This window comes from Nesterenkonia sandarakina, from assembly GCF_014138825.1.
Classification (GTDB): domain Bacteria; phylum Actinomycetota; class Actinomycetes; order Actinomycetales; family Micrococcaceae; genus Nesterenkonia; species Nesterenkonia sandarakina.
Genome location: NZ_JACJIH010000001.1, coordinates 890,215 through 910,200 on the forward strand (window position 1 = coordinate 890,215; position 19,986 = coordinate 910,200).

Annotated in this window: 20 protein-coding genes; 2 read left to right on the forward strand and 18 right to left on the reverse strand. The window is 69.1% G+C overall.

Annotated elements, in window-relative coordinates:
- Positions 1-38: 38 nt before the first annotated feature.
- Complete coding sequence (locus tag HNR24_RS04060) at positions 39-734, forward strand: TVP38/TMEM64 family protein (RefSeq protein ID WP_259392401.1); 696 nt, start codon at positions 39-41, stop codon at positions 732-734.
- Here HNR24_RS04060 and HNR24_RS04065 read toward each other — a convergent pair.
- Positions 720-1,628: an EamA family transporter gene (locus HNR24_RS04065; RefSeq protein ID WP_220477160.1), complete on the reverse strand. Its 909-nt coding sequence runs from the start codon at positions 1,626-1,628 to the stop codon at positions 720-722. The two genes, HNR24_RS04060 and HNR24_RS04065, sit on opposite strands and share 15 nt — an antisense overlap.
- Before the next feature lie 68 nt (positions 1,629-1,696).
- On the opposite strand from HNR24_RS04065, the gene HNR24_RS04070 reads away from it, so the two are divergent.
- Positions 1,697-2,560 carry a LysR family transcriptional regulator gene (locus tag HNR24_RS04070; protein WP_182495087.1) on the forward strand — a complete coding sequence of 288 codons (864 nt, stop codon included), beginning with the start codon at positions 1,697-1,699 and terminating at the stop codon, positions 2,558-2,560.
- A gap of 138 nt (positions 2,561-2,698) precedes the next feature.
- Here HNR24_RS04070 and metK read toward each other — a convergent pair whose 3' ends face one another.
- The 17 genes from metK to aroC all read right to left on the reverse strand — a co-directional run bounded on the left by metK (position 2,699) and on the right by aroC (position 19,979).
- On the reverse strand, positions 2,699-3,916 hold the full coding sequence (gene metK, locus HNR24_RS04075) for a methionine adenosyltransferase (protein WP_182495088.1): 1,218 nt from the start codon (positions 3,914-3,916) through the stop codon (positions 2,699-2,701).
- Positions 3,917-3,960: 44 nt separating this feature from the next.
- Positions 3,961-5,256, reverse strand: a complete 1,296-nt coding sequence (locus HNR24_RS04080; protein WP_182495089.1) for a bifunctional phosphopantothenoylcysteine decarboxylase/phosphopantothenate synthase — start codon at positions 5,254-5,256, stop codon at positions 3,961-3,963.
- 32 nt (positions 5,257-5,288) lie between these two features.
- Entirely contained in the window at positions 5,289-5,552 is a 264-nt protein-coding gene (gene rpoZ, locus HNR24_RS04085; protein WP_058889324.1) for a DNA-directed RNA polymerase subunit omega, read from the reverse strand.
- Entirely contained in the window at positions 5,549-6,154 is a 606-nt protein-coding gene (gene gmk / locus HNR24_RS04090) for a guanylate kinase (protein WP_058889325.1), read from the reverse strand. The genes rpoZ and gmk overlap by 4 nt, the downstream gene beginning before the upstream one ends.
- 25 nt (positions 6,155-6,179) lie before the next feature.
- A complete protein-coding gene (gene mihF / locus HNR24_RS04095) occupies positions 6,180-6,500 on the reverse strand; it encodes an integration host factor, actinobacterial type (protein WP_058889326.1) in 321 nt (106 codons plus the stop codon).
- Positions 6,501-6,625: 125 nt separating this feature from the next.
- Entirely contained in the window at positions 6,626-7,564 is a 939-nt protein-coding gene (pyrF, locus tag HNR24_RS04100; RefSeq protein WP_310735384.1) for an orotidine-5'-phosphate decarboxylase, read from the reverse strand.
- A gap of 59 nt (positions 7,565-7,623) precedes the next feature.
- On the reverse strand, positions 7,624-11,001 hold the full coding sequence (gene carB / locus HNR24_RS04105; protein ID WP_182495091.1) for a carbamoyl-phosphate synthase large subunit: 3,378 nt from the start codon (positions 10,999-11,001) through the stop codon (positions 7,624-7,626).
- Positions 10,994-12,262: a glutamine-hydrolyzing carbamoyl-phosphate synthase small subunit gene (gene carA, locus HNR24_RS04110; protein WP_182495092.1), complete on the reverse strand. Its 1,269-nt coding sequence runs from the start codon at positions 12,260-12,262 to the stop codon at positions 10,994-10,996. Before carA ends, carB begins: the two co-directional genes overlap by 8 nt.
- Positions 12,259-12,810, reverse strand: coding sequence for a PH-like domain-containing protein (locus HNR24_RS04115; protein WP_058889328.1), 552 nt, complete (start codon positions 12,808-12,810; stop codon positions 12,259-12,261). Before HNR24_RS04115 ends, carA begins: the two co-directional genes overlap by 4 nt.
- Positions 12,807-14,186: a dihydroorotase gene (locus tag HNR24_RS04120; RefSeq protein ID WP_182495093.1), complete on the reverse strand. Its 1,380-nt coding sequence runs from the start codon at positions 14,184-14,186 to the stop codon at positions 12,807-12,809. Before HNR24_RS04120 ends, HNR24_RS04115 begins: the two co-directional genes overlap by 4 nt.
- Positions 14,183-15,178: an aspartate carbamoyltransferase catalytic subunit gene (locus HNR24_RS04125; RefSeq protein ID WP_179442218.1), complete on the reverse strand. Its 996-nt coding sequence runs from the start codon at positions 15,176-15,178 to the stop codon at positions 14,183-14,185. The genes HNR24_RS04120 and HNR24_RS04125 overlap by 4 nt, the downstream gene beginning before the upstream one ends.
- A complete protein-coding gene (gene pyrR, locus HNR24_RS04130; RefSeq protein WP_157075487.1) occupies positions 15,178-15,774 on the reverse strand; it encodes a bifunctional pyr operon transcriptional regulator/uracil phosphoribosyltransferase PyrR in 597 nt (198 codons plus the stop codon). Before pyrR ends, HNR24_RS04125 begins: the two co-directional genes overlap by 1 nt.
- A 139-nt stretch (positions 15,775-15,913) precedes the next feature.
- Positions 15,914-16,339, reverse strand: a complete 426-nt coding sequence (gene nusB / locus HNR24_RS04135) for a transcription antitermination factor NusB (RefSeq protein WP_058889331.1) — start codon at positions 16,337-16,339, stop codon at positions 15,914-15,916.
- A gap of 8 nt (positions 16,340-16,347) precedes the next feature.
- Positions 16,348-16,911, reverse strand: coding sequence for an elongation factor P (gene efp, locus HNR24_RS04140; RefSeq protein ID WP_058889332.1), 564 nt, complete (start codon positions 16,909-16,911; stop codon positions 16,348-16,350).
- Between the two features lie 109 nt (positions 16,912-17,020).
- Positions 17,021-18,178 (reverse strand): 3-dehydroquinate synthase, encoded by a 1,158-nt coding sequence (gene aroB / locus HNR24_RS04145; RefSeq protein ID WP_083504966.1) that lies wholly within the window; start codon positions 18,176-18,178, stop codon positions 17,021-17,023.
- Positions 18,175-18,732 carry a shikimate kinase gene (locus HNR24_RS04150; protein WP_058889333.1) on the reverse strand — a complete coding sequence of 186 codons (558 nt, stop codon included), beginning with the start codon at positions 18,730-18,732 and terminating at the stop codon, positions 18,175-18,177. Before HNR24_RS04150 ends, aroB begins: the two co-directional genes overlap by 4 nt.
- On the reverse strand, positions 18,732-19,979 hold the full coding sequence (gene aroC / locus HNR24_RS04155; RefSeq protein ID WP_182495094.1) for a chorismate synthase: 1,248 nt from the start codon (positions 19,977-19,979) through the stop codon (positions 18,732-18,734). Before aroC ends, HNR24_RS04150 begins: the two co-directional genes overlap by 1 nt.
- Between the last annotated feature and the right edge of the window lie 7 nt (positions 19,980-19,986).

The following is a 19,986-nucleotide window of genomic DNA, read 5'->3' on the forward strand; positions in this document are numbered from 1 at the left end:
CTCGGCACGGACACGCACAGATGCGTAGAGTTGCGACAATGAGTCAGAAAGCCCTCGGTCCCGCCTGGGGCTCCTTCATCCGCAACGCGCTGCTCGTGGCAGTGCTGGCAGGCATGATCTATGCCGCCTTCAACCTGCGGCTGCCGCCCTTGGACGAGCTCCAGCAGCGTATCGAGGACTACGGCTGGGCCGGCTGGATGGTGTTCATCGCGCTCTACGCCGTGGTGGCAATGACGCCGATACCGGTCACCGTCATGGCGGTCAGCGGCGGACTGATCTTCGGCACGCTGGAAGGAAGCCTGCTCTCAGTGATCGGAGTGCTCATCGGCTGCTTCGCCGCGTACCACCTGGCCCGACTCCTGGGCACCCAGGCCGTGCGGAAGCTGCTGGGCTCCCATGGTGAGAAGGTGGAGTCCCATCTTCACGACGCCGGGTTCGAGGCCGTCTTCGCTCTGCGGCTCACCCCGGGGGTCCCCTATTGGCCGGTGAACTACGGCAGCGGTGCCTTCGGCGTCTCCCAGCGCGACTTCGTGGTGGCCAGCATGATCTCCACCGTGCCGGGACAGGTCTCGCTCGTGGCGCTGGGAGCGTTCATCGCTGATCGCACCATCGTCAACGGCGTGGTGATCGGCGTGACCTGGGCCGTGGTGATCACTATGACCATCTGGGCCTATCGCAGCTGGCGCGGCAGCTCCAACCACCGCCTGCCGGGCGCTGAATCAACCGCTGACTGAGAGGCTGGTCCTGGCTCGGGGGCCGGTCCCAAGACCGGCGCGGGCTCCCCCGGCGAGTGTCAGTCCGTTGCTGAGCACCACCAGCAGCACACCGGTCCAGCCCAGCAGATCGATGTCCTCACGCAGGAAGACCGCACCCACCACTGCTGCAAAGAGCGGGTTCAAAGACATGCCGAGCCCGAACATGAGCGCAGTGATGTGTCGCAGCACGATCAGATCCAGGGCGTAGGGGACGGCGGTGGCCAGCAGCCCGGCCGCTGTCGCGTAGAGGAACGCCTCAGGAGGAAGTGTGACGTTCCACAGGATGACAACCGCCATCGGGATCATCGCCGCCGAAGAGAGCAGGGTGGCCACCGCCGTGCCCTGCACCCCTGGCACCCGCTGCCCGACCGTCCGGTTCGTGAGGATGTAGCCGGCCCAGCAGAGTGCGGCTGCGGCAGCCAGGCCAAGTCCGAGCAGGTCGCTGGTGGGGCCGGGGCGGGTCAGCAGCACCACCCCCGCCAGGGCCAGCAGCGCGCAGAACAGGTCTCGGCCGCGACGGGAGGACAGCAGCGCGACACCCAGGGGACCGAGGAACTCGATGGTGACCGCAGTGCCGAGACCGATCCGGTCCACGGCTGAGTACAACGCGGTGTTCATACCGGCGAAGAAGAACGCCAGCAGCGCCACGGCACGCCACTGGCCAGCACTGAAGCGCCAGAACCGGGGGCGCGCGATCGCGCAGAGCACCACGCTGGCCACCACCTGCCGGGCGGCGACCACGCCTATCGGGGTGAAGGTGGAAAAGGCCAGCGAACCGATGGCGGCTCCTGACTGGGTGCTCAGCGCGCTGGCGGAGATCACCGCCAGGCCTCGTCCTGGACGCCCGGCAAGGGGCGAGTCTGATCTGGTCATGTCACGAGTCTCAGCCCACCCATCGCATACGCATAATGCATGAAAGAGGTCTGGTATACGCTAAGCGTATGGCATGGGAGCTCAGGCACATCCGTACCCTGGTCGCGATCGCGGAGGCGGGAAGCTTCACCGATGCCGCGATCGGGCTCGGGATCTCCCAGGCGCAGGTCTCCCGGACGCTCGGCGCCCTGGAGCAGCACTGGGACGTGCGGCTGGTCCGTCGGGGTCCCCGGGAAGCGGCGCTGACCGCGCAGGGCCAGCAGGCGGTCCGCCGGGGGCGCCACCTGCTCGCCCTCGCCGAACAGATGGAGGCAGAGACCCGGGGCCAGCAGAGGCTTCGTCTCGGTTACGCCTGGGCGGCAGTCGGGCGACATACCCGCGCGATGCAGCGCAGCTGGGTCGAACGGCAGCCCGGGGTCGCGCTGACGCTGATCCGAGGCACAGGACCGCTGGCGGGGCTGTCCGAGGGCCTCGTGGACGCTGCGATCGTGCGGACCCCACCTCCCCAGGGACGCTTCGACTCCGCGCTCGTCGGCCTCGAGCGACGCGTGGCGAGCTTCCCCGCGGAGGATCCGTGGGCTTCCCGACGACGCCTGAGGATGGCGGACTTCACCGATCGGGCCGTGCTGGTGGACAGCCAGTCGGGGACCACCTCCCCGGCGCTGTGGCCGGCGGAGCAGCGCCCTGACACCGCCGCTGAGGTCGACAGTGTGGATGCCTGGCTCGACGCGATCACGGCCGGCGTGGGCATCGGGGTCAGCTCAGAGGCCACCGCACACCAGCATCAGCGTGCCGGGGTGCTCTACCGGGTGATCTCCGACGCCCCGCCGGTCCAGGTGAGGCTGGTCTGGCACCGCGGGGAACGCTCCCAGACGATCGCGGCGCTGCAGCGCCTGCTGACCGAGCTCTACGCTGAGTCAGACCAGCACTGAGTCAGACCAGCACTGAGCCAGACCAGCGTTCAGTCCGACCAGCACTGAGCCAGATCAGCGTTCAGTCAGACCCGCGCTGGGTCGGGCCAGAGCTGAGTCAGGTCAGCGCTGAGTGAGCCCGGGGCGGACTCAGCCGGGTCAGGCGTTGAAGAAGGACTTCAGCGCCTCGACCCGGTCCAGGCGCTCCCAGGGGAAGTTCTCGCCGTCGCGGCCGAAGTGGCCGTTCCTGGAGGTCTCACGGTAGATCGGGCGCAGCAGGTCCAGGTCCTCGATGATGCCCAGTGGACGCAGGTCGAAGACGGCGTCGATCGCGGCCGAGATCTGCGCCGGATCCACCTTCTCGGTGCCGAAGGTCTCCACGTAGATGCCCACCGGGTGGGCACGTCCGATCGCGTAGGCGATCTGGATCTCGGCGCGGTCAGCGAGCCCTGCAGCGAGCACGTTCTTCGCGACCCAGCGCATGGCGTAGGCGGCGGAGCGGTCCACCTTCGAGGGATCCTTGCCGGAGAAGGCGCCGCCACCGTGGCGGGAGAATCCGCCATAGGTGTCCACGATGATCTTGCGTCCGGTCAGCCCGGCGTCGCCCACAGGGCCGCCCACCACGAACGGACCCGAGGGGTTGATGATCTCCGAGAGCGTGCCCAGGTCCAGCCCGGTGTGCTCCAGCACCGGCGCGATGACCTGGTCGCTGATCTCCGCCTGCAGCTGCTCCTGGGAGGTCTCTGCGGTGTGCTGTGTGGAGACCACCACAGTGTCGAGGCTGACCGGGCGGTCGCCGTCGTAGCCGATGGTGACCTGGGTCTTGCCGTCGGGACGCAGATAGGCCAGCTGGCCGTCCTGGCGGACCTTGGTCAGCTGGGCGGAGAGCTGGTGGGCCAGCGAGATGGCGCTGGGCATGTAGCTGGGGGTCTCGTTGGTGGCGTAGCCGAACATGATGCCCTGGTCACCGGCGCCCTGGGCGTCGCGGCGGTCCTCTGCCCCGCCGCGGGCCTCCATGGAGTTGAACACCCCGGCGAAGATCTCCGGGGACTGCTGGCCGATGGAGATCGAGACGCCGCAGCGGGCGCCGTCGAACCCGTTGGCGGAGGAGTCGTAGCCGATGTCGAGCAGCGTGTTGCGCACGATCTGCGGGATCTCCACATAGCCGGAGGTGGTGACCTCACCGGCCACATGCACCAGTCCGGTGGTGGTCAGCGTCTCCACCGCCACCCGGGAGTTCTTGTCCTCGGCGAGCATCGCATCGAGGATCGCATCGGAGATCTGATCACAGATCTTGTCCGGGTGCCCGATGGTCACAGATTCGGAGCTGAACAGGCGCAGCGAGGACCCAGCCGCGGGGGTGTTGGAATTCGTCACCCGGTCATCCTACGGCAGGCCGATCGGCACCTGAGAAGCCTGCTTCACACGAGGTAAGCGGCGGCCGCGGAGATGATCGCCTCGGCTGCCTGGTGCTTGGTTCCGCGCAGGGTGGTCACCGGCGCGGAAGACTCGGCGAGCGTCGGCGAGGTGAGGATGTGGATCTCGGTCTCATCCTGACCGAAGACCAGCGTCTCCCCCACCTGGTTGAGCACCAGCAGGTCACAACCCTTGCGCAGCAGCTTGGCCTGGGCCAGCTGGAGCGGATCGACCTCGGCGCTGCCGGTCTCTGCGGCGAAGCCGACGACGACGCCTGGCCCGGTGCCCGCGGACCGCCGGTGCTGGACCGTCTCGGCAAGGATGTCGGGGTTGCGCTCCAGAGTGATCACCGGGTTCTCGCCGTCCTCGGTCTTCTTGATCTTCTGCGCCGCGTAGGAGGTGGGGCGGAAGTCGGCGACGGCGGCGGCCATGATCAGCAGGTCGGCCTCCGGCGCGCGGCGTCCGACGGCGGCCTGCAGCTGCTCGGCGGTCTCGATGCGCTCCACGGTGATGTTCGCGACGTTCTCAGGTGCTTCGACGTCCATGATGCCGGCGATCAGGTGCACCTGCGCCCCGGCGGCGGCGGCGGATTCGGCCAGGGCGATCCCTTGCTTGCCGGAGGATCGGTTGCCCAGATAGCGCACCGGGTCCAGGGGCTCCCGGGTGCCGCCGGCGGTGACCACCACGCTGCGGCCCAGCAGCGCCGGCTGCGCCTGGGGGTCCGGCGCGTAGAAGGTCCCGGCACGGGGGGCGTAGGCGTAGGTCGGGCCTTGGATCTCGGCGAGCAGCTCGCTGACCCGTTCGAAGATTTGCTCAGGTTCAGGCAGTCGACCGGGCCCGGTGTCTTTGCCGGTGAGCCTGCCGGTCGCGGGCTCCATGACCTCTGTTCCTCGGCCGCGCAGGACCTCGACGTTTTCCGCGGTGGCCGCGCTGTTCCACATCTCGGTGTGCATGGCGGGCACCAGCAGCACCGGCGCCTCGGTGGCCAGCAGCGTGGTGGTGAGGAGGTCATCAGCCATGCCGGCACGGGCCCTGGCCAGCAGATCTGCCGTGGCGGGGGCGACGACGATCAGGTCGGCCTCCTGGCCGAGCCGGACATGGCGGACCTCATCGACTCCGGAGAAGACCGAGGTGGTGACCGGCCGGCCGCTGATCGCCTCCCAGGTGGCGCGCCCGACGAACTTCTCCGAGGCGGGAGTGGGGATCACGTCCACCTGGTGGCCGGCTTCCCGCATGAGTCGCAGCAGGTGGACCGCCTTATAAGCGGCGATGCCGGCACTGACTCCTAGAACGATGCGCATCCGGCCAGGTTACCTCGCGGGGTGCTGCGGGATCAGGAGGCGGGGTTGACCGCGGGGTGGTTGACCAGCAGGTCTTCGTTGATCTCGCGCAGCGCGATGGACATCGACTTCTCGTTGAGCTTGGTGTCCACCAGCGGCCCGACGTATTCGAAGAGCCCCTCGTGCAGCTGAGCGTAGTACGCGTTGATCTGGCGAGCGCGCTTCGAGGCGAAGAGGACCAGCGAGTACTTCGAGTCGCTCTTCTCCAGGAGGGAGTCGATCGACGGGTAGATGATGCCTTCGGTCTGCTCAGTCACTTGGGGAGTTGTCCTTCAGATTGGGGTGATGCATGGGTGAAGCCCATGCGGGCTACGAGTTCGGCTGCGGCCCGGTCGAGCTCGTCGTTGATGATCGAGACGTCGAATTCCTGCTCGGCAGCAAGCTCTATCTTAGCCGTTTCCAGCCTGCGCTGCTGTTCCTCCTCGGATTCGGTGCCTCGACCGACCAGTCGGGACACCAGGTCCTCCCAGGACGGGGGCGCCAGGAAGACGAACTGCGCCTCCGGCATGGTGGCTCTGACCTGGCGTGCTCCCTGCAGGTCGATCTCGAGCAGGACCAGCTTTCCTGCGGCGAGAGCGGCGTCCACGGTGGAGCGCAGCGTGCCGTAGCGGTGCGTGCCGTGCACGGTGGCCCATTCCAGGAACGCCCCCTGCGCGACGAGCTCGTCGAAGCGCGCAGGCTCGATGAAGTGATAATCGACACCGTCGACCTCGCTGGGCCGCGGCGGGCGGGTCGTTGCCGAGACCGAGAAGTGCACCTCTGGGTAGTGGGTGCGGATGAATCGGCTCAGCGTCGACTTCCCGACGGAGGTCGGTCCGGCGAGCACGGTGACGGCGGGACTGCCGGGGACTGCTGACAATGCACTGGCTCCTTGGGCTGGATGGTCACCCCAATTCTGCCAGAAACTCCTTCAGTGCTCGTCGCTGCTTGACCCCGAGCCCACCGAGCCGACGGTTCACCGAGATCCCCAGGTCTTCCAGCGCCTTGGTGGCGGTGACCCGGCCCACACCGGGAAGAGATTCCAGCAGCTCCAGGGTCTTCAGCCGAGCGACCGCCTCTGAGCTGCTCGCTCGTTCCAGGACCTGATCGAAGCTCAGGCCCCCGTTGCCGAACTCCTTCTTCAGCTGGGCCCGCTCGACTCGCGCGGCAAGTGCCTTGCGGCGGGCGGTGTCCCGCTCTTCCTTGGTCAGTTCTCGCAGTGCCACGATTCTCCCCCAACTTCCGTGGTGCAGTCGCTCGGAACGGTTTTCTGCGGACGGCACCAGGTGATATGGAGCAGAATCTAGTGGCTGGAAGGTGGAACAGCAATAGAGAGCGGCCTGCGGAGTTTTCAGCCCAGATCCGCGGTCGCTGACTCAATGGCCCTGGTCAGCGAAACCGGGTCGGGTCCGTGCCGCAGCACGCCCCGGGAGGAGTTCACCAGGACCTGTCTCGGGTAGCTGGCGCCGAAGCCGGTGCGCAGCGCCTGGGCGTCGGCTCCCTGGGCTCCGTAGCCGGGTGCCAGCAGCGGCATCCGGCCGGCCCTGAGATCGATCCCATGCTCGGCGGCGAGCCGCGCCGTCGTGGCGCCCACGACCAGTCCGATGCTGCCCAGCTCGGCCGCGCCGGGGTCTTCGCCCGCGGCACGGGTCAGTGCTGCGGAGGCGGCGGCCGCCTCGACCGCGATCTGACCGGCCACGGTGACTCCCTGGGCGTCGCGGGCTAGCTGCACCTGCTGGCCTTCCGGGTTCGAGGTCAGCCCCAGCACGAAGAGACCGGCCTGATGCCGGGCGGCGGCCTCGACCGCGGGCTGCAGCGAGCCGAATCCCAGATACGGGCTCACGGTGAGCGCATCGGCGCCGAAGTCAGCCTCCGGGTTCAGCCACGCCTCGGCGTAGCCGGCCATGGTGGAGCCGATGTCACCGCGCTTGGCGTCGGCGATCACCAGCAGTCCGGCCGCACGGGCCTGGTGCTGGACCTCGCTGAGCACCTGCATGCCTGAGACCCCGAACCGTTCGAAGAACGCGACCTGGGGCTTGAGCACACCGACCCGGCCGATGCAGGCCTCGAGCACCCGGGCGCTGAACTCGCGCAGTCCCGCGGCGTCCTGGGTCAGTCCCCAGTCGGTGAGCAGCTGCGGGTGCGGGTCCAGACCCACGCAGAGCCGACCGTGGACTCGCATCGCGGCGGCGAGCCGGCTCCCGAACGTGGCCCCGGGGGCCACGCCGGCCGGGACGCTCGGCTCCTCCGTACCAGCCGGCGCGCTCGGCTCCTCCGTACCAGCCGGCACAGTCGGCTCACCCGCACCGGCCGGCGCGCTCGGTTCCCCCGCGCCGGCCGGGACCGATCTCATGCCCCGCCCTGACCGATGAGCTCCGCCTGCTTCGGCAGCCCTCCCTGATGTGATCGCTCAGCCTGGTGGCGCTGCGCTGCCTGCTGCAGCCGCTCGGCGTGTTCCTGCAGCGAGGCCACGGACCAGCTGAACTGGCCCAGCGCCTCGATGGCCTGCACCGCGGCGCCGAACTCGGCCACGGTGGTGATCACCGGGGTGCCCACCGAGGTGGCAGCGGCGCGGATCTCGTAGCCGTCGCTGCGGGCGTCGCCGCCGGAGGGGGTGTTGATGATCAGGGCGATCTCCCCGCTCTCCACCCGCTCCAGGATGGTCCCGCCCTGGGTGTCGGCGTCGGCGATCTTGGCCACTGTGGTGGTCTCGACCCCGTTCCGGCGCAGCACATCGGCGGTGCCCCCGGTGGAGACGATGGAGAAGCCGAGGTCGGCCAGGCGCTTGACCGGCATGATGATCGCCCGCTTATCCCGGTTGGCCACTGAGACGAAGACCTTCCCGGCGGTGGGCAGCGGGTTGTTCGCCGCCTGCTGGGCCTTGGCGAAGGCGGTGTCGAAGTGCTTGTCGATGCCCATGACCTCGCCGGTGGAGCGCATCTCCGGGCCGAGCAGGGAATCGACCACGCGACCCTCGGGGGTGCGGAAGCGTGCGAAGGGAAGCACCGCCTCCTTCACCGAGACCGGGGCGCCCGGGGGCAGCTCGGAGCCGTCCCCGGTGGCCGGCAGCAGACCGGAGAGCGGGTGGCCGGAGCCTTCCCGGAGCGCCGCGATTCTGACCCCGGTGCCAATGTGCGCGGCGGCCTTGGCCATCTGCACCCCGGTGGCCTTGGAGACGAAGGGCACGGTGCGGGAGGCGCGCGGGTTGGCCTCGATCACGTAGAGGATGTCCGAGGCCAGGGCGAACTGGATGTTGATCAGTCCCTGCACCCCGACTCCCTCGGCGATGGCCCGGGTTGCGACCCGGACGCGTTCCAGGACGTCGGGTCCCAGGGTGATCGGTGGGAGCACGCAGGCGGAGTCCCCGGAATGGATCCCGGCCTCCTCGATGTGCTCCATGATGCCGCCCACGAAGAGCTGCTCGCCGTCGTAGAGCGCGTCGACGTCGACCTCGATGGCGTCTTCCAGGAACCGGTCCACCAGCACCGGATGCTCCGGGGTGACCTCGGTGGCGTTGGCGATGTAGCGCTCCAGCCCGGGCTCGTCGTAGACGATCTCCATGCCGCGTCCGCCGAGCACGTAGCTGGGCCTCACCAGCACCGGGTAGCCGATGGAGTCCGCGACCCGCTTGGCGTCCTCGAAGCTGACCGCGGTGCCGTTCTTCGGCGCGATGAGCCCGCCGCGCTGGAGCACCTGGTCGAACTCGCCGCGGTCCTCGGCGAGGTCGATCGCCTCCGGGGAGGTCCCCAGGATGGTGACCCCGGCGTCGGCGAGCTGCTGGGCGAGCTTCAACGGGGTCTGCCCGCCGAGCTGGACGAAGACCCCGGCCACTCCCCCGGTGCGCTCCTCGGCAGCGATCACCTCGAGCACGTCTTCCAGGGTCAGCGGCTCGAAGTAGAGCCGGGTGGAGACGTCGTAGTCGGTGGAGACCGTCTCCGGGTTGCAGTTGACCATCACGGTCTCGTAGCCGGCCTCGCGCAGCGCCATGGTGGCGTGGACGCAGGAGTAGTCGAACTCGATGCCCTGACCGATCCGGTTGGGTCCGGAGCCCAGGATGATCACCGAGGGCGCCTCGTGCTGGAGGATCTCGTCCTCGAGGTCGTAGGAGGAGTAGTGGTACGGGGTGAAGGCCTCGAACTCCGCGGCGCAGGTGTCCACGGTCTTGTACACCGGGCGGATGCCCAGCGCGTGGCGGACCCCGCGGACCACTGCGGCGTCCATATGCCGCAGCGCGCCGATCTGCTCATCGGAGAAGCCGTGCCGCTTGGCCAGGCGCAGCGCCTCGACGTCGAGCTCCGGCGCCGAGGCCACCGCCGTAGCGGTCTCGTTGATCAGCTGCAGCTGGTCCAGATACCAGGGGTCGATCCCGGTGATCTGGTAGACCTGCTCGATGGAGGCCCCGGAGAGCAGCGCCCGCTGCACCTGGTGCAGCCGATCGGTGGTCGCCGTCGCCATCTTGCTCAGCAGCTGCTCGAGCTCCTCGGGCTCGGCCCGGGTGAAGTCGAACTCGCTGCCGCGCTGTTCCAGGGAGCGCAGCGCCTTCTGCATCGCCTCGGTGAAGTTCCGGCCGAAGGCCATCGCCTCGCCCACGGACTTCATCGTGGTGGTCAGCGTGGGGTCCGCGGCGGGGAACTTCTCGAAGGCGAAGCGTGGGACCTTCACCACCACGTAGTCCAGCACGGGCTCGAAGCTGGCCGGGGTCTTCTGGGTGATGTCGTTGGGGATCTCGTCCAGCGTGTAGCCCAGGGCGAGCTTGGTGGCGATCTTGGCGATCGCGAAGCCGGTGGCCTTTGAGGCCAGCGCCGAGGAGCGCGAGACCCGGGGGTTCATCTCGATGACGACGACGCGGCCGGTCCCGGGCTCGATGGCGAACTGGATGTTGCAGCCACCGGTGGCGACCCCGACCTCGCGGATCACGTTGATCGAGATGTCGCGCAGCCGCTGGTACTCCCGGTCGGTCAGCGTCATGGCCGGGGCCACGGTGATCGAGTCCCCGGTGTGCACGCCCACCGGGTCGAAGTTCTCGATGGAGCAGACCACGACCACGTTGTCCTTGGAGTCGCGCATCATCTCAAGCTCGTACTCCTTCCAGCCCAGGATGGACTCCTCCAGGAGCACCTCGGTGGTCGGTGAGTACTGCAGCCCGGCGCCGGCGATCCGGTGCAGGTCCTCCTCGTTATAGGCCATCCCGGAGCCCAGTCCGCCCATGGTGAAGGAGGGGCGCACCACCATCGGGTAGCCCAGCTCCTCCGCGGCGGAGAGCGCCTCCTCCATGGAGTGCACGATCAGCGACTTCGCCGACTCCGCCCCGGAGCGCTCCACCACGCCCTTGAACTTCTGCCGGTCCTCGCCGAGCTCGATGGCGGCGATGTTGGCGCCGATCAGCTCCACGCCGAACTTCTCCAGCACCCCGTCCTTGTCCAGCGCGATCGCGGTGTTCAGCGCGGTCTGCCCGCCCAGGGTGGGCAGCAGCGCGTCGGGGCGCTCCTTCTCGATGATCTTCGCGACCACCTCGGGGCTGATCGGCTCCACGTAGGTGGCGTCGGCGAACTCCGGGTCGGTCATGATGGTGGCCGGGTTGGAGTTGACCAGGATGACCCGCAGGCCCTCCTCCTTGAGCACTCGCAGGGCCTGGGTGCCGGAGTAGTCGAACTCGGCGGCCTGTCCGATCACGATCGGCCCGGAGCCGATGACCATGACGGACTTGAGGTCTTGACGCTTAGGCATTGAGTGGGTTCCCTCCGCGGGTCTCTGGGGCTGGGGTGAGGGCAGGGTCGTGGCTGATCGGGGTCACGGTGTCTGCGCCGGTCTGGGTGCTGGCATCGGTCATCAGCTCGACGAAGCGGTCGAAGAGGTAGGCCGAATCATGCGGGCCGGCGGCGGCCTCGGGGTGGTACTGGACGCTGAACGCAGGGATGTCCAGGCAGCGCAGGCCCTCCACGACGCCGTCGTTGAGGCTGGAGTGGCTGACCTCGACCCGGCCGAAGCGCTCCTGCGGCGCGGTGAGCACCTCACCCACCGGCGCGTCCACGGCGAAGCCGTGGTTCTGCGAGGTGATCTCCACCTTGCCGGTGGCGTGGTCCATCACCGGCTGGTTGATCCCGCGGTGCCCGAACGGCAGCTTATAGGTCCCGAAGCCCAGGGCTCGGCCCAGGATCTGGTTGCCGAAGCAGATCCCGAAGAACGGGGTCCGGGCCTCGAGCACCTCGCGCAGCAGCTCGATCTGGTTGGCCGCGGTCGCCGGGTCACCGGGCCCGTTGGAGAGGAAGACCCCGTCGGGGCCCAGGGCCTGGATCTCGGCGAAGCTGCTGGCGGCGGGCAGCACATGCACGCGCAGCCCGCGTTCGGCCATCCGCACCGGGGTCATGGTCTTGATGCCCAGGTCGATGGCGGCAACGGTCGCCACGATCTCATCGGTCCAGCCATGCTCGTGCGGCTCCACCACGTAGGCGGTGTCGGTGGAGACCTCTTCGGCCAGCCGCGCCCCGGCCATCGATGGCTGGGCCCTGACCTCGGTGATCAGCTCGGCGATGGGGCGGGCTGCCTGGTCACCGGAGAAGATCCCGGCCTTCATCGCCCCGGCGCTGCGCAGATGCCGGGTGATCGATCGGGTGTCCACGTCCTTGATCCCGACGATTCCCTGTACCTCCAGCTCCTCGTCCAGGGTGCGCCGGGAGCGCCAGTTCGAGGGGCGGCGGGCGGCGTCGCGCACCACGTAGCCGGCGACCCAGATCTTGCGGGACTCGGCGTCCTCGTCGTTGATCCCGGTGTTGCCGATGTGCGGGGCGGTCTGCACCACGATCTGCCGGGCGTAGGACGGATCGGTGAGCGTCTCCTGATAGCCGGTCATCCCGGTGGCGAAGACCGCCTCGCCCAGGCGGGCTCCCCGGGCCCCGTAGGCGGCGCCGCGGTGCACGGTGCCGTCCTCGAGGACGAGCACAGCAGGGGCGGGGGCGGTCACGGGTGTGGCGGTGGTGTGCTGGGTCATGTTGGTGTTGACTCCTCGTCGGAGGGACGGATGACGGATGTGAGCTCGTCGAGGAGCTCCTGATGGGCCTCGGCGCGGCGGGCCCGGAAGGCGGTCTCCACAGACTCCTCGCCGAGCCGCCAGCCGATGATGACGGCGCCGTCGCGCTCCACGAACTTGCCCACCACCCCTCGGTCGGTGCGCACGTGCTCCAGCGAGGCGGCGGGGATCAGGTAGTTCCGGGCGCCGGAGCGGAAGACGGCGACGCCCTGGGGGTGCACCTCCAGGCGCCCGTTGGTGCGCAGGCCCAGCTCGTGGACGGCGATCCGGTCCAGGTAGTCCCCGGCCTTGACGGTGCCGATCACCATGCCTTCCGCGGCGGCGCGCGGCTGCTCCTCGAGCAGCGCGGCGGGGACCTCCTCGGGCGCCGGGAGATCGGCCTGGCGACGTTTGCGGCCGCGCCAGCCCAGTCGGAGCAGGCCCAGCAGCACCACGATGATGCCCAGGGCGATCCATAGGTAGTTCAGATAGGTGCCGGTCATGTCTGCGGCGGTGGTCGCCAGTGTCATGCGCCCACCCCTGTGGCCGTCGCCTCGGCGGCGGGGCGGGGCAGCGGGGTGTTGAGCTCGCCGTCGAGCACCACCGGGTGCCCGTGCAGGAAGGTCGCGCGCACCGCGCCGGGCAGCTCCATGCCGCGGAACGGCGAGTTCCGGCCCTTGCTGGCGTGACCGGCGGGGTCCACGATCTGGATGGCCTCGGGGTCCACCAGGACCAGGTTGGCGGGCTCGCCGTTCTCGATCGGGCGGCCCTGCTGGGCGTGCCGGTAGATCCGCGCCGGGACGCTGGAGGTGACCTCCGCGAAGCGTCGCCAGTCCATGAGCCCGGTGTTGATCATGGTCTCGATCACCACCGGCAGCGCGGTCTCCAGTCCGGTCATGCCCATGGCCGCGGCGGACCATTCGCATTCCTTGGCCTGGGTGGGGTGCGGGGCGTGGTCGGTGCCGATGATGTCGATGGTGCCATCGGCCAGCCCGGCGCGCAGCGCCTCGACGTCGGCGCCGGTGCGCAGCGGCGGGTTGACCTTGTACACCGGGTCATAGCCGCGGACCAGCTCGTCGGTGAGCAGCAGGTGATGCGGGGTGACCTCGGCGGTGACGTCGATCCCGCGCTCCTTGGCCCAGCGGATGATCTCCACCGAGCCTGCCGTGGAGACGTGGCAGATGTGCAGCCGGGCCCCCACGTGCTGGGCCAGCAGCGCGTCGCGGGCGATGATCGACTCTTCGGCCACCGCGGGCCAGCCGGGCAGGCCGAGGATCGCAGAGACGTCGCCCTCGTTCATCTGGGCACCCTCGGTGAGCAGCGGCTCCTGGGCGTGCTGAGCGATGAACCCGTCCACGGTCTTCACGTATTCCAGTGCCCGGCGCATCAACACCGGGTTGTGCACGCACATCCCGTCGTCGGAGAACATCCTCACCTGCGCCGAGGACTCCGCCATGGCGCCGAGCTCGGCGAGCCGTTCCCCGGCGAGCCCGACGGTGACCGCGCCCACCGGGTAGACCTCGGTCCAGCCCGAGGCCCGGCCCAGCCGGTGCACCTGTTCCACGACGCCGGCGGAGTCTGCCACCGGGGAGGAATTCGCCATCGCGTGGACCGCGGTGAACCCGCCCTTGGCGGCCGCGCGGCTGCCGGTCTCCACGGTCTCAGCGTCCTCGCGGCCGGGTTCGCGCAGGTGGGTGTGCAGATCCACCATGCCCGGGAGCAGGACCAGGCCTTCAGCCTCAATCGTGGTGACCTGGCTGTCCGGCTCGGACCGCAGCCGGTCGGCCTCGACCCGCGCCTGGGGCCCGAGCGCGGCGATCCTGCCCTCGGCGAGCAGCACATCCACGGGGGTCTCGCCGTAGGGCTGCGCCTGAAGGATCAGGGTGGCAGTGGGGGTGGTGCTCATGCAGTATTCCTCTCTGAGCTGCTCAACAGCAGGTGCAGCACGGCCATGCGGACGGAGACTCCGTGGGAGACCTGGTCCAGGACCTGGTTCATCGGCGAGTCGGCGGCGGCGGCGGAGATCTCGACGCCGCGGTTCATCGGCCCGGGGTGCAGGATCATCGGGGTCTGACCGAGCGCTCCGCGGTGGGCTTGGAGACGGGCCAGCCGCTCATCGGTGAGTCCCCAGCGGCGGGTGTACTCCGCAGCGGTGGGGAAATACGCGCCGCCCATCCGTTCCGCCTGGACCCGCAGCATCATGATCGCGTCCGGTCCGGCGTCGGGCCCGGAGCCCAGCGCCTCGTCGAGGCTGTAGAACACGCTCACCGGCCACTTCTCAACGCCTACCGGCAGCAGCGTGGCCGGGGCGACCAGTCCGACGTCGGCGCCCAGGGTGCGCAGCAGCCAGATGTTGGAGCGGGCCACCCTCGAGTGCAGGATGTCCCCGACGATCAGCACCCGCATACCGGTCAGGTCGGTGCCGCGCGGGTCCTGTCCCTGGGCGGCGGAGAAGCCGCGGCGCAGCGTGAGTGCGTCCAGGAGCGCCTGCGTGGGGTGTTCGTGGGTGCCGTCCCCGGCGTTGATCACCGCGCAGTCGGTCCAGTCCGAGGCGGCGAGCTGGGCGGCGGCCCCGGAGGCCCAGTGCCGCATCACGATTGCGTCGGCCCCGATCGCCTCCAGGGTCTGCACGGTGTCCTTCAGCGACTCCCCCTTCGAGACCGACGAGCCCTTGGCGGAGAAGTTCATGACATCGGCGGAGAGCCGCTTGGCGGCGGCCTCGAAAGAGATCCGGGTGCGGGTGGAGTCTTCGAAGAACAGGTTCACCACGGTGCGCCCGCGCAGCGTGGGCAGCTTCTTGACCTCCCGGGTGGAGACCGCGGCCATCTCCTCGGCGGTGTCCAGGATGCTCAGCGCCTGGGTGTGGCTGAGGTCTGCAGTGGAGAGCAGGTGTCGCATCAGCGCTCACCCGCCGGGGACTTCACGCTGCGACCGCGCTGGATGACAACGGCCTCCTCGCTGCGCGGAACCCCGTCGATCTCCTCGAGGAGCACCGAGACCCGCTCGTCGCGGGAGGTGGGGAGGTTCTTTCCGACATGGTCGGAGCGGATCGGCAGTTCACGGTGGCCGCGGTCCACCAGCACGGCGAGCCGGACCACGGCGGGGCGACCCAGGGCCTGCAGCGCGTCCAGCGCGGCGCGCACCGTGCGTCCGGAGTAGAGCACGTCATCGACCAGGACCACCGTGGCGCCGTCGATCCCGGCTCCGGGGATCGTGGTCGGCTCCGGAGTCCGGGCGCCGTGGGCGCGCAGATCATCGCGGTAGAGCGTGATGTCCAGGGATCCGATGGCCTGCGCCGGGTCGAAGCCGGGGTCGATCCGGGCCAGTCGCTCGCCCAGGCGGCGGGCCAGAATGGTCCCGCGGCGTGGGATGCCGAGCAGCAGGAGACCTTCGACCCCGCGATGGGACTCGACGATCTCGTGGGCTATGCGTGTGAGTGCCCGGTCCATATCGGCGGCGGACATCACATGAGAGGTCTCGGGTGAGGGTGTCACCGGATGACTCCTTCCTCGCCTCACTGGACGATGTTTAAAGGAAGTCTGGATCTTCAGTTATCCGCTGCGCACGCCCGTTCTCGACTGAGCCTGCGCAACGATCATCGCGGCGCGACGTTTCCGTGCCGCGTCGCTGTGCTCACTCTACGTCGTCGACCTCGACCAGCGTGGGCTTGAGCTGCTGGAGCCTGCCGAGCAGGCCGTTGACGAAGCTGGGCGAATCATCGGTGGAGAGCTCCTTGACCAGCGCGACCGCCTCGGCGACCGCCACGTTGTCCGGGATCTCGGTGTTGCACAGCAGCTCCCAGGCCCCGATGCGCAGCGCCATCAGGTCCACCCGGGGCATCCGCTCCAGGGTCCAGCCCCTGGCGTAGGTGGCCAGGATCTCGTCGATATGCGCCTGTTCGGACTTCACCCCGTCGATGAGCTCCAGGACGTAGTCGTTGACGATCAGGTCGTTGCGCTCGCGCCGGACCCGCAGCACCTCGAAGGGGTCCATATCGCGCTGTTCAGCCTCGAAGAGGATCTCCAGGGCCCTACGGCGGGCTTTGCTTCGCTTTGCCACTGCGGGGATCAGTCCGTGACTCGGCCGAGGTAGTCCGAGGTCCGGGTGTCGACCTTGACCCGAGTGCCCTGGTCCACGAACAGCGGGACCTGGATCTCGTGGCCGGTCTCCAGGGTGGCCGACTTGGTGCCGGCGTTGGAGCGGTCGCCCTGCAGGCCCGGCTCGGTGTAGGTGATCTCCAGGATCACCGAGGGGGGCAGGTCCAGGTAGAGCGGGGTGCCGTCGTGCAGCGCGATGGTCACCTCGTGTGATTCCAGCAGGAAGTTCGCGGCATCACCGACCACCGTGGCGGGCACGGTGATCTGGTCGAAGTCGCGCAGGTCCATGAAGACGAAGTCGTCGCCGTCCTGGTAGAGGTACTGGTAGTTCGAGCGGTCCACCGTGGCGAACTCCACCTTGGCTCCGGCGTTGAAGGTCTTGTCCACGGCCTTGCCGGTGCGGATGTTCTTCAGCTTGGTGCGAACGAAGGCGCCGCCCTTGCCCGGCTTGACGTGCTGGAACTCGAGCGTGTTCCACAGCTGTCCCTCCAGCTTGAGGACGGAGCCGTTCTTGATGTCATTCGAGCTGGCCACAGTCTGCCTTTCCTGGGTGTTGAGGGCATGGAGTGCTTGGCGCGCCGCACTCTTGCGCGGCGGGCGCTCCACGCGGCGCCAATCGATTGTACAGGCTCCCCGGCGCGGCTCAGAGCGAGATCATGCTGCCGGTCTCGGGCTGTGCGATCTCCTGGTAGGTCGCGAAGAGGATCGAGGCGTCCGGGATCTCCACGGTGACCGGCTGTCCCTGGCCGCCCAGCAACACGAATCGCAGCTGGTCCCCGCGGTTCTTCTTGTCCCGGCGGATGCCTTCGAGCAGCTGGCTCCACCGGTCGTCGCGGTAGCTGGTGGGCAGCCCAAGCAGGTTGAGCACCGCGTGGTGACGGTCGGCGGTGGCGTCGTCGAGCCGTCCCAGGCTGCGCGCCAGTTCGGCGGCGAAGATCATGCCCACCGAGATGGCCGCGCCGTGGCGCCACTGGTAGCGCTCGGCGAGCTCGATGGCGTGACCCAGGGTGTGGCCGTAGTTCAGGGACTCGCGGACACCGGACTCCAGCGCGTCCTGCCCCACCACCTCGGCCTTGACCGAGATGGCGCGCTCGATGAGCTCGCGGATCTGCCAGGAATGCGGGTTCTGCGCCTGTTCCGGGGCCGCCTCGATGATCTCGAGGATCCGCTCGTCGGCGATGAAGCCACATTTCACGACTTCGGCCAGGCCGGCGACGAGCTCGTTGCGCGGCAGGGTGAGCAGCGTGTCCAGATCGGCGAGGACTCCGGCGGGCTGGTGAAAGGAGCCCACCAGGTTCTTGCCCTCAGAGGTGTTGATCCCGGTCTTCCCGCCCACGGCGGCGTCGACCATGCCCAGCAGCGTGGTGGGCATGTGGACCACGCGGATCCCGCGCAGCCAGGTGGCCGCCACGAATCCGGCCGCGTCGGTGACCGCACCGCCGCCGACGGCGACGATCGCGTCGGAGCGGGTGAAGTCGTTCTGTCCCAGGACCTGCCAGCAGAAGGCGGCGACCTGGATGTGCTTGCCCTCCTCGGCGTCGGGGATCTCGGCGACCAGGGCCTGGTATCCGGCCTTCTCCAGGTCTTCGCGGACCACGTCGCCGGTGGCGCGCAGCGCCCGCGGGTGGATCACCAGGACGCGTTCGGCCTGCGGGCCCACCAGGGACGGCAGCCGGGAGAGCAGTCCGTTGCCGATGATGACGTCATATCCCAGCTCCTGACCGCCGGTGCCGGCACCCTCTCCGACGGTGATGATCGTGGGCTCAGGGGCAGAAGCCTCGGTCTCGGCCTGGTGGCTCATACGTTTGGGTCTCTCCTGGGGGTGTGGTTGAGGGCTCGCACGATGTTCTCGACGCGGGCGTCGATGTGGGCATCGTCCGGGGTCATGACGATATCAGCGCAGTCTCGATAGATCTGCTCGCGCTCGGCATAGATGCGTCTCCAGGACCCGACGGGATCCTCGCCGAGGATGGGTCGGGTGGAGCCGTCGCCGAGGCGCAGCGCCGCCTGGTCCTCGGTGAGGTCCAGCATGATCACCAGCTGCTCTCGCAGCAGGGCGCGGGTGGTGGCGCTGAGCACCGCCCCGCCACCGAGGCTGATCACCGAGGGTCGTGGGGAGTCGAGGAGCTCCGCGACGATGCTCTCCTCCTCGGCGCGAAAGTCCTGTTCCCCGTGGAGTGAGAAGTACGCCGGGATGGCGCCGTGCCGGGCCACGAAGAAGTGGTCGCTGTCTACGTGGGGCCGGTGGAGCCTGCGCGCCAGGGCGGCGCCCACAGTGGACTTCCCCGAGCCCATGGGGCCGATCAGCACGATGTTGCGGCTCTCGCCGCGCTCGGCGGGTGCCGGTTGGCGCATCAGTCTTGCATCGCGGCGGGAGCCTGCAGCGGGTCTCCATCCGCGCCGGCGCCGGAGGGGTCGCCACCGAGTTCGGGAAGGTTCTCCAGGTAGCTGCGCAGATTGCGCTGGACCTCGGCCACCGAGTCCCCGCCGAACTTCTCCAGCACGGCCTCGGCGATGACCAGTGCCACCATGGCTTCTGCCACGACGCCGGCAGCGGGGACCGCGCAGACGTCGGAGCGCTGGTGGTGGGCGGTGGTGGCTTCCCCGGTGGCGGTGTCCACGGTGCGCAGGGCGCGCGGGACGGTGGCGATGGGCTTCATCCCGGCGCGGACCCGCAGCGGGCCGCCGATGCTCATGCCGCCCTCGATGCCGCCGGCGCGGTTGGAGGTGCGGGTGATCTGTCCGTGCTCATCCAGGGCGATCTCATCATGGGCGGCGGAGCCGCGGCGGCGGGTGGTCTCGAAGCCGTCGCCGACCTCGACCCCCTTGATCGCCTGGATGCCCATCAACGCTCCGGCCAGCCGGGAGTCCAGCCGGCGGTCCCAGTGCACGTAGCTGCCCAGCCCCGGCGGAAGCCCCTCCACGATCACTTCGACGACCCCGCCGAGGGTCTCCCCTGCGCGGTGGGCGTCGTCGACCTCGGCGACCATCCGCTCTGAGGTCTCGGCGTGGAAGCAGCGCAGCGGATCGGCGTCCAGGGCCTGGGCATCGAGTGCGCCGGGCAGCGGTGCGTCGGCCGGGATCTGCACCGGTCCGATCGCGGTGGTGTGCGAGACCGTGGTGATCCCCAGCTCGTCCAGGAAGGACTGGGCCGCGGCGCCGAGGGCCACGCGGGTGGCGGTCTCCCGCGCCGAGGCGCGCTCCAGGACCGGGCGGGCCTCCCCGAAGCCGTACTTCTGCATCCCGGCGTAGTCGGCGTGACCTGGGCGGGGACGGGTCAGCGGGGCGTTGCGAGCCAGGTTCTCCAGCTCGGCAGGATCCACCGGATCAGCCGACATCACCTTCTCCCATTTGGGCCACTCGGTGTTGCCGACCTCGATGGTCAGCGGGCCGCCGATGGTCACGCCGTGGCGCACCCCGGCCAGCAGCGCGACCTGGTCCTTCTCAAACTTCATCCGGGCACCACGCCCATAGCCCAGGCGGCGGCGGGCCAGCTTCTCCTGCACCGCCGCGGTGTCCAGCGTGACGCCGGCAGGAAGCCCTTCCAGGATTCCGACGAGGGATTTGCCGTGTGATTCTCCGGAGGTGAGCCAGCGCAACATGGGGTCC

What these genes read in the sequence shown, in the direction of transcription:
- HNR24_RS04060 (WP_259392401.1), top strand. Translation starts at nt 39, where the DNA reads ATGAGTCAGAAAGCCCTCGGTCCCGCCTGGGGCTCCTTCATCCGCAAC.
- HNR24_RS04065 (WP_220477160.1), bottom strand. Translation starts at nt 1,628, where the DNA reads ATGACCAGATCAGACTCGCCCCTTGCCGGGCGTCCAGGACGAGGCCTG.
- HNR24_RS04070 (WP_182495087.1), top strand. Translation starts at nt 1,697, where the DNA reads ATGGCATGGGAGCTCAGGCACATCCGTACCCTGGTCGCGATCGCGGAG.
- HNR24_RS04080 (WP_182495089.1), bottom strand. Translation starts at nt 5,256, where the DNA reads ATGCGCATCGTTCTAGGAGTCAGTGCCGGCATCGCCGCTTATAAGGCG.
- carB (WP_182495091.1), bottom strand. Translation starts at nt 11,001, where the DNA reads ATGCCTAAGCGTCAAGACCTCAAGTCCGTCATGGTCATCGGCTCCGGG.
- carA (WP_182495092.1), bottom strand. Translation starts at nt 12,262, where the DNA reads ATGACCCAGCACACCACCGCCACACCCGTGACCGCCCCCGCCCCTGCT.
- HNR24_RS04115 (WP_058889328.1), bottom strand. Translation starts at nt 12,810, where the DNA reads ATGACACTGGCGACCACCGCCGCAGACATGACCGGCACCTATCTGAAC.
- HNR24_RS04120 (WP_182495093.1), bottom strand. Translation starts at nt 14,186, where the DNA reads ATGAGCACCACCCCCACTGCCACCCTGATCCTTCAGGCGCAGCCCTAC.
- HNR24_RS04125 (WP_179442218.1), bottom strand. Translation starts at nt 15,178, where the DNA reads ATGCGACACCTGCTCTCCACTGCAGACCTCAGCCACACCCAGGCGCTG.
- aroB (WP_083504966.1), bottom strand. Translation starts at nt 18,178, where the DNA reads ATGAGCCACCAGGCCGAGACCGAGGCTTCTGCCCCTGAGCCCACGATC.
- HNR24_RS04150 (WP_058889333.1), bottom strand. Translation starts at nt 18,732, where the DNA reads ATGCGCCAACCGGCACCCGCCGAGCGCGGCGAGAGCCGCAACATCGTG.
- aroC (WP_182495094.1), bottom strand. Translation starts at nt 19,979, where the DNA reads ATGTTGCGCTGGCTCACCTCCGGAGAATCACACGGCAAATCCCTCGTC.